General features: G+C 36.7%; 8 protein-coding genes. 5 read left to right on the top strand and 3 right to left on the bottom strand.

The features are described 5' to 3' along the window. Positions 1 to 340: 340 nt before the first annotated feature. Positions 341 to 538, top strand: a complete 198-nt coding sequence (locus H6G14_RS32450) for a hypothetical protein (protein ID WP_190573033.1) — start codon at positions 341 to 343, stop codon at positions 536 to 538. A 130-nt stretch (positions 539 to 668) separates the two neighbouring features. Here H6G14_RS32450 and H6G14_RS32445 read toward each other — a convergent pair whose 3' ends face one another. After that, positions 669 to 1,418, bottom strand: coding sequence for a hypothetical protein (locus H6G14_RS32445; protein WP_190573032.1), 750 nt, complete (start codon positions 1,416 to 1,418; stop codon positions 669 to 671). A gap of 236 nt (positions 1,419 to 1,654) precedes the next feature. Between H6G14_RS32445 and H6G14_RS32440 the strand changes: the two genes are divergently transcribed. Together H6G14_RS32440 and H6G14_RS32435 are read left to right on the top strand one after the other, a co-directional pair. Beyond that, a complete protein-coding gene (locus H6G14_RS32440; RefSeq protein WP_338421255.1) occupies positions 1,655 to 2,050 on the top strand; it encodes a ribosomal maturation YjgA family protein in 396 nt (131 codons plus the stop codon). A 108-nt stretch (positions 2,051 to 2,158) separates the two neighbouring features. Further along, positions 2,159 to 2,695, top strand: coding sequence for a P-loop NTPase family protein (locus tag H6G14_RS32435; RefSeq protein WP_190573028.1), 537 nt, complete (start codon positions 2,159 to 2,161; stop codon positions 2,693 to 2,695). 79 nt (positions 2,696 to 2,774) lie between these two features. Here H6G14_RS32435 and H6G14_RS32430 read toward each other — a convergent pair whose 3' ends face one another. Together H6G14_RS32430 and H6G14_RS32425 are read right to left on the bottom strand one after the other, a co-directional pair. Then, the gene (locus H6G14_RS32430; RefSeq protein WP_190573026.1) at positions 2,775 to 2,930 is read right to left on the bottom strand and encodes a CopG family transcriptional regulator; all 156 of its coding nucleotides are present in this window, start codon (positions 2,928 to 2,930) and stop codon (positions 2,775 to 2,777) included. Positions 2,931 to 3,649: 719 nt separating this feature from the next. After that, the gene (locus tag H6G14_RS32425; RefSeq protein ID WP_190573024.1) at positions 3,650 to 4,597 is read right to left on the bottom strand and encodes a hypothetical protein; all 948 of its coding nucleotides are present in this window, start codon (positions 4,595 to 4,597) and stop codon (positions 3,650 to 3,652) included. Positions 4,598 to 5,244: 647 nt separating this feature from the next. On the opposite strand from H6G14_RS32425, the gene H6G14_RS32420 reads away from it, so the two are divergent. Continuing rightward, positions 5,245 to 6,069, top strand: a complete 825-nt coding sequence (locus tag H6G14_RS32420) for an endonuclease NucS domain-containing protein (RefSeq protein WP_190573022.1) — start codon at positions 5,245 to 5,247, stop codon at positions 6,067 to 6,069. 174 nt (positions 6,070 to 6,243) lie between these two features. Further along, positions 6,244 to 6,954, top strand: coding sequence for a hypothetical protein (locus H6G14_RS32415; RefSeq protein ID WP_190573020.1), 711 nt, complete (start codon positions 6,244 to 6,246; stop codon positions 6,952 to 6,954). Positions 6,955 to 7,044 lie beyond the last annotated feature (90 nt).

Genomic DNA, 7,044 nt, shown 5'->3' with positions numbered 1-7,044 from the left:
TGTCTTTATCAGGTAACAAAACAATACTTGGTACTGATTCAAAATCATAGGGTAACTCAATTTGTCCAATTATCCGGGGTTGTTGGGAAATATCCCACTTCATCAAAGAATGGGGGTATATTGGTGCGATCGCCTGTTTCCTTACCCCGTCGTAAATTAGTGCTTTGCAATCCATACACCTTGCCCTCCTACCCATCGCCATTAATTTTTCGGCTTTGCTAAATACAGCTATGAAATATTTTCTGAAAGCCTGGAGGCTCTATCCAAAATCCGGCGAAATCATATTTCCATTCAGCAACGTATATTCTGATTATTCCAGAAACATCTCTAATTATTAATCATGACTCCCCTTGTTCTGCCCGAAAAAGCCGGAGAAATCCCCCATCAAACCATTCCCCATAGTGAAATCGCAGTTCCCCGGATAGTAGCATCTGACCTCGACAGTAAAGAAAGTAGGTTTCCTTTGGGAAATAACTTTGCAAAGGGAGCAATCCTTGTTTCAACACTGCGTGATCGCCATTTTGCCAGAGCCTTTTAATTTGATCTAAGTGTCACACACCCTACGAGAAAAAATGTGCCAGTTACGTAAGTCGTAATTATTTCCCCCATCTGAGCTTAAAATCAATGTTAATAATGGTTAAATAATTGAATTTCTCCAACCTTAACCATTAAAGAGGTATGATTTCAGCAGTTTTTAAAGCATTGATCCAAGCGATGGTAGCAGCTAGACGATAATCAGACTCCCTATAGTGATATTCGTGATAACTGCCATTAAAGACAGTAATTTTGAGGAATGTGAGAGCTTGATTTTGCAGATGAAAATGTCGAATTAATCCGTCGATAATTCCTTCGATTGATTCTGGAATACATTCGTCAGGAATAACTGTCTCATTTGGAATTTGCCAAATAATTTTAATTTGATTTTCTTCTAAATTCTGCTCAACTTTGAATACGACATGACCGTAATGATCAATAGAAGAGCTATTTCTGATAAATTTACCTTCTGCAATTAATGGTTCTTTAATTGAATAACGTTGATACTTATAACCATGCCAGATATCTAATTCAACTACGTTCTGGAATGTTTCCCAAATATTTACTACCCAATGCCACTTTTCCACATATTTACAAATGTCGTCCCAAGCAGAGTTACGCATATGTTTATAAATTTTCAGCAATCTATATAACTCATTAACATCCTGTGTATTCGGCTCCTCTTGGGTGATTAATTTTATTAAGTGCTTGGCGACTGTGATAGTCTCCTGGGTAAATAGCTCTTGTGAGTCTTCATCGTCTTCATATTTTCCTAGTTCTGGTTGCTCATATAGTGACTCAATTATTTTATTTAGCCAGCCAATCTTTTTTTGTCTAGCTTCATAGGAATAGTCTTTGCCAAAGTATAATTGTTTGCGGTTCATATAATCAGATTATTCATATCAAGCTCTAGTGAATCTATTACAGAAAAATTAAAGAATAAACAATATATAAAATTAGTTAATCATCCAGATTTCTCGCATCACCAACGTTTTTTATGCTTATCTTTCATCCAGCAACTCTCGTTTTCGTTCTAAAGGAATTGCTGGACATCATCAATTTAGTCCAATTTTAAAGAACAATGTTACAATCCTGGCGAATCAAACCCAGGAAATCTATCGTGCCTAAACAATTCTGTAATCTCAATTGGTTGAGATTTAATCGTACCTCCTTCACCCTGTTTGCGACTCTATTTGCAATAGTTGTGATAATTGCCCTGTGCTTCCGAGATGATTGGATTAGACCGTTACTTGGCGACGTTTTAATTGTCATGGTGATTGCTTACTTTGTTCATGCTTTTATTGCAGTTCCACTGCGGAAGGTTGCTATTGGAACTCTCATCTTTGCCTACTTGATTGAGTTGCTTCAGTTTCTTAATCTCATTGATATTTTAGGCTGGCGAAACTCCCAGCTAGCTCATTTAACAATTGGATCTACTTTCGACTGGCGAGATTTAGTTGCTTATACGCTGGGGATTGCGATCGTTTTCCTCACTGCGAATCGTTTGAAGTCGTAACATTTATAAATACATCTTGTATTATAGAGGTAGTATAAGTAAAACTCTTATTCTTTTGTGACGAGTTTTTTGCTCCTTAAACTATATTCAACTCAAAGGAAAGTGACGATGAAAAAAGTAGCGGTATTTGGCAATGCTGGAGGTGGTAAATCAACTCTGAGCCAAAAATTATCCCAAATCACTGGTTTACAACTTCACGTCTTGGACAAGATTAAATATCAGGCGGGAGGTGCTGAAGTTCCATCTGAAGACTACAAACGGATTCATCAGGAAATTTTAAGCACTGAAAGATGGATTATTGACGGCTTTGGTTGCATGGAAACACTCTGGTCACGACTTGAGCAGGCAGATACTCTGGTTTATATTGATTTACCACTATATGTGCATTTTTGGTGGGTAACTAAGCGATTTATCACAGGTTACTTTCATCCGCCACAAGGCTGGCCCCAGAACAGCCCAATCTTAAAGAGTTCACTTAATAGCTACCGTGCGCTTTGGTTATGCCACAGATATTTGACACCAAAATATCGTGAATATATCCAACAGGCTCAAAGCCACAAAAATGTTTATCACATTCGGTCAATTGAAGAAATTTCACAATTTTTTGAGTTAATTAGAAATCAAATTAACTCCCAAAATTGTTGATAGCTAAAAGCAGAACAAGATGATCAGCAGCCTCGCTAAAGATAAACCCAATAGCAGTTGGAGTTATTCGACTTATTACCTAGTTTGCTGCTTCTTCAGTTGCTAAAGAACGAATTAGCTCTCGAATCACATCTGTTGCTGGTCGTCCTGTTGTTGAGCAATATATTTCTAACCTCTCTACTTCACTTAAGGTGAGATTAATCGTCAGCCGTTTAACAGCCCATTTCTTATTCATGGAGAGCAAACTATATTGATGAATTACTCCTCCAATATTTTTATAAAGATAAAATATGTGCTGAATTTTACATTCGCTCCTTTAAGGGAGACTTTCACGGCTTAGATTTTTCTCTGTGGCTACCTTTTCCTACAGGAAAAATTAGTTTTCATAAGAATTATGATCAATCAGCAAAGGGAATTATCAAAATTGGATTTGGTGATTTGATGTCTTCGTCTTGGCAAACGGTCTCCCAAATCATGATTCAGCGCAATCCCCGACCTAATGCCTATGCCACTACAGTTTATAATTTTCAACAATATTCACATCTTTATACTGCAATAACAGGAAAGTAATTGAATGACAATTCTCTAGATTCATTATTAAATATTGCTTTAAAAGAATGGATGCAAAGATTATAAAAAGTTAAAAGAATTTTTGAAAACGTCAAATAATTAACCGATGCAAAAGTAAAGGAATTTGAGCCTGAGCAGTGGGGGCAATTGTTTATTGGGACAGAGCTAGTCGCTGTGTAAAAGCAGGGGAAGCAGGGGAGATGTGCAGCAGGAGAAGAATCCGATACAAATCTTCCTCCTCTACTCCTAATTCTTGCCTTGCTTCTCTTGCCTTCCTTACTTCCCGATTTCACATAAATAAAATATTTAGAGTTTTAACATGACTTACAAGTGTACAAAGTAGACTCCAAAGGAAGTAAAGATTTTAGAAGAAATGGCTTAATCCTACACAGCATTACAGCTACCTTTGACATTACCACGTAGGAAACCTCTATATCTTGCATCTAAGTCAGACATCATTCCCTCAATGTCGAAAGACTTTTCCTCCTTGCGATTTAAGAGAGGATTGTACCAACTAATCTTCATCGGTATAACGAGGCTTTCACTGTGTACGGGGCCAACCATATGCGCAATTGGAATAGTAATTTTATTTCCCGCTTTCAGTTGCTCAACCTTTAAAGTTCCTGTTTTCCAGCTTTTGATATCTTTTGTTAACTCTGCAAAGCTAGATTTAAAGGTCAGTGATCCGTCTTGAGGAATGCGAGGAAAATCTTTAATACGATAAGCAATCTCAACTGCGTCCGCAGGTATTTTTTTACTATCAGCCGAAGGATTGTAAGAAACCTCAAAATAGATTATTTCACGGGTTCCTAACATCCCAACTTTAGGCGCATCAGGAAAATATCCATAGACACACCTCATCAAATTGTTGTAGCTATCCCATCTTTGCATTCGCGTTTGCTTCAGGATTTGATTGGATACCTCATTTGAGAATAATCTATTAGAATTATTTCTTGATTGTTTTTTTTGTAAAAAAGTTACTGCTCCTTCAGAATACAAGTTGTAATCAATATCTACTCTTGCTCTAATCTCCTCCAATCTTGAATTAAGTTCTCCTTGTCGATTTTCAGCATTTCTACGCTCTGCATCCAGCTTGTAGGTCAGAAATGCCAAGAATATCGATAAAAACGTAGCTGCTACACCCATCCACTTAGCATAGTCTCTTTTTTGCTGAGAACTACTCTCTTTAGTACTACTATCCTTACCAGTCGCCACTTTGTCTTTATCGATCTGCGGCTCTTCGCTCATTTCCTTATCTCCAAAAGAAATAGATTCGCTATAAAGCTTAAATTCAGCACCAATAATGTTATGTATTAAGTTTGTATAACCCACAGAATTTTACAATTAAGTAGGTAAGCCGGATTATTTTCCAGATAAGCTTCGATTAAGCAACGTCTTCAGCCTCTAGGATTTTTAGTTTAATCAGTCCCACCTACTTACTTCACTAAAAATCGTCTTGATTACTAACTCAACACAAACCCATCAGCGTTCGCTTTTCGCCGATACCTCGTCAACCACTCGTTGCCACGCCCTAACAGAAGTCTAACTATTTATTATACGGATGTTTCTGTATAATCTTTGTCTAAATATTAATATATCAAGCATTACAGCTACCTTCTTTCTAGATATACGTAAAACTTCTTTTTTAAACCCTTATTTTGGTTATTATACAGAATTTTTCCGTATATCTACCCTTATGGGATGATTATATGGAATTTTTCCGTGTATCCTTTGGTGTTATATGTAGTCATCTAAATTTTTATTTTAAATATAATATTCTTCAGCTTCATGCTACATATAACCTCATTTGTGTAACTTATCGTGCTTAATTTGGGGATATGCTAGTTGTCTGTGGTTAAGTATTAAACAGGTAAACACGTATGCTAGCTGGTGCAGCTTTAAGAAAAACAGGCGCGGGTTGGGAATTTGCATCTGTTGCTGCATTATAAAACTTTATTTGGGACAATCTACAGCAGTTATTGGGATTTACCCCACTCAAGCGACAGTATGCTGTTAAAGGTGAAGTCTGCGATATTTTAGCTCTGGATGAACAACAGCAGCTAGTCATCATCGAACTAAAGAACGCTGAGGATAGATACGTTATTCAGCAGCTAACGCGCTATTACGACAATTTATTAGATGAGCAAGCGTTTCTAGAGCAAATCGATTATGGTCAGCCTGTGCGTTTAGTGGCGATCGCTCCCTCATTCCATAAACATAACCTGATCGACCGCAAGTATAATCTGCTTAAGATTGATTTATTACAAGTTCAAGTTTTAAAGTATGATGAGCAATTTCAGTTGAAGTTGCAGGATATTGATGATAACCAAACTTGGTCAATCCCCATTCCCTACCAAGAACTCAAGTTCAGTAGCACATCTGGAGATATTCCAGAAACGCCGCAATTGCTTTTAGACTGGCTTGGCGCTTGTACTGGAGAAGAACAGCAAGCAATCCTCAAACTGCGAGAAAAAATCTTAGGTTTTGATAGGCGAATCAAGGAAGAAATTGAAGGAAGGAGTACCATTAGATACGGTAAAGGTAAATCCAAACCTGTGGCCGAACTTTGCTATCAAAAAGCATCACGCAAGCCAGTGGTGTTTCTGTGGTTGCCAACACCTACTTCATCTCGTTTCGGACAGAAAGAATTAATTGGTAGATTGCGGCTATGGATAGATAGCGAAACAGTTACTCATATAGGTCATGTTCCAGAAGGCTTTGGTCGAATGAGGCTTCAATCGGAATGGGACGCTATGCCAAGGGAAAATCGCCCTAAGCATATGTTTCTTTATGCTTTAATCTAAGTGTCAATTCCTGGTTTTAAACTCTTACTGTAAACATTATATACTGCATAAAAGTTTTACTTAGTAAATTAATTTACTGAGAAGATGCAGAATTTGAGGTTAGTATAATGTATAATCTCAAAACTATATAGGTTTTTCTTTATACAAATTTTGTTGCAAAAATTACTTTACAATATGACGCTACCAGAAATCACTACCTCTGAAATCTCAACAAATGGCTCTAGACCAGTAGAGAAAGCAGCATTAAAACGAAAGTTACCAGTTGATATTCAATCTAGAGTTGATTATTTAATAGGACAAATTACATCAGAGCTTAAGAAATTAAGTCAAGATGGATTAACCTTGGAAAAGGCTACTCAAGAAGAACTTTCTGAGTTGATTAATCTACTGCAATCCATTGAGAAACGATTCATCTATAATGCAACTAAAAATTTAAAAAATTGCGATGCTAGGCAAGAACAACTAGCAGCTAAATTAGATTTCCTTCAAGTTGCTATAGAAGCTCTATTTCAAAAACAGCCCAATCTTTGTTTAGCTAAAAAAATTAGACGAAATATTCAATATTCTATTGATGAGACTGATAATCCTATTGGCGGATTTTGGAAAAATTCTTTACTAAAAATTATTCATTTAGGTTCAACACCAAATAAGTTGTTTTTAGGTCTTCTTTTAGCACTCCCATTATATTTAGGTATCTTATTTTCATCAGTTGCTACGTTAACATACTTTTCTCGATTAGTTAATAACTTACCTATTGCAAGTGGGCAGAATAATCTACAGCAAAATAGACCTGGAATGAGTAAAGGATATTTTAATATCCTAGTTCTACTAGCTATAGCTGGCTCTGCGGGAGCATTAGGAAGTATTATAGGACTTACGCATTGACAAAATGGCAAAAGAGTGGATTGATAAAAAGTATCATCTACTCACTAGGTATCGAACAATCAGAGAAATCAGCAAACCCTCGACAGCACA

The sequence above is a fragment of the Nostoc parmelioides FACHB-3921 genome, from assembly GCF_014696625.1.
In the GTDB taxonomy this organism is placed as follows: domain Bacteria; phylum Cyanobacteriota; class Cyanobacteriia; order Cyanobacteriales; family Nostocaceae; genus Trichormus; species Trichormus parmelioides.
The sequence above is the reverse complement of the archived record's forward strand: the minus strand, read 5'-3'. Positions and strand labels throughout refer to the sequence as shown.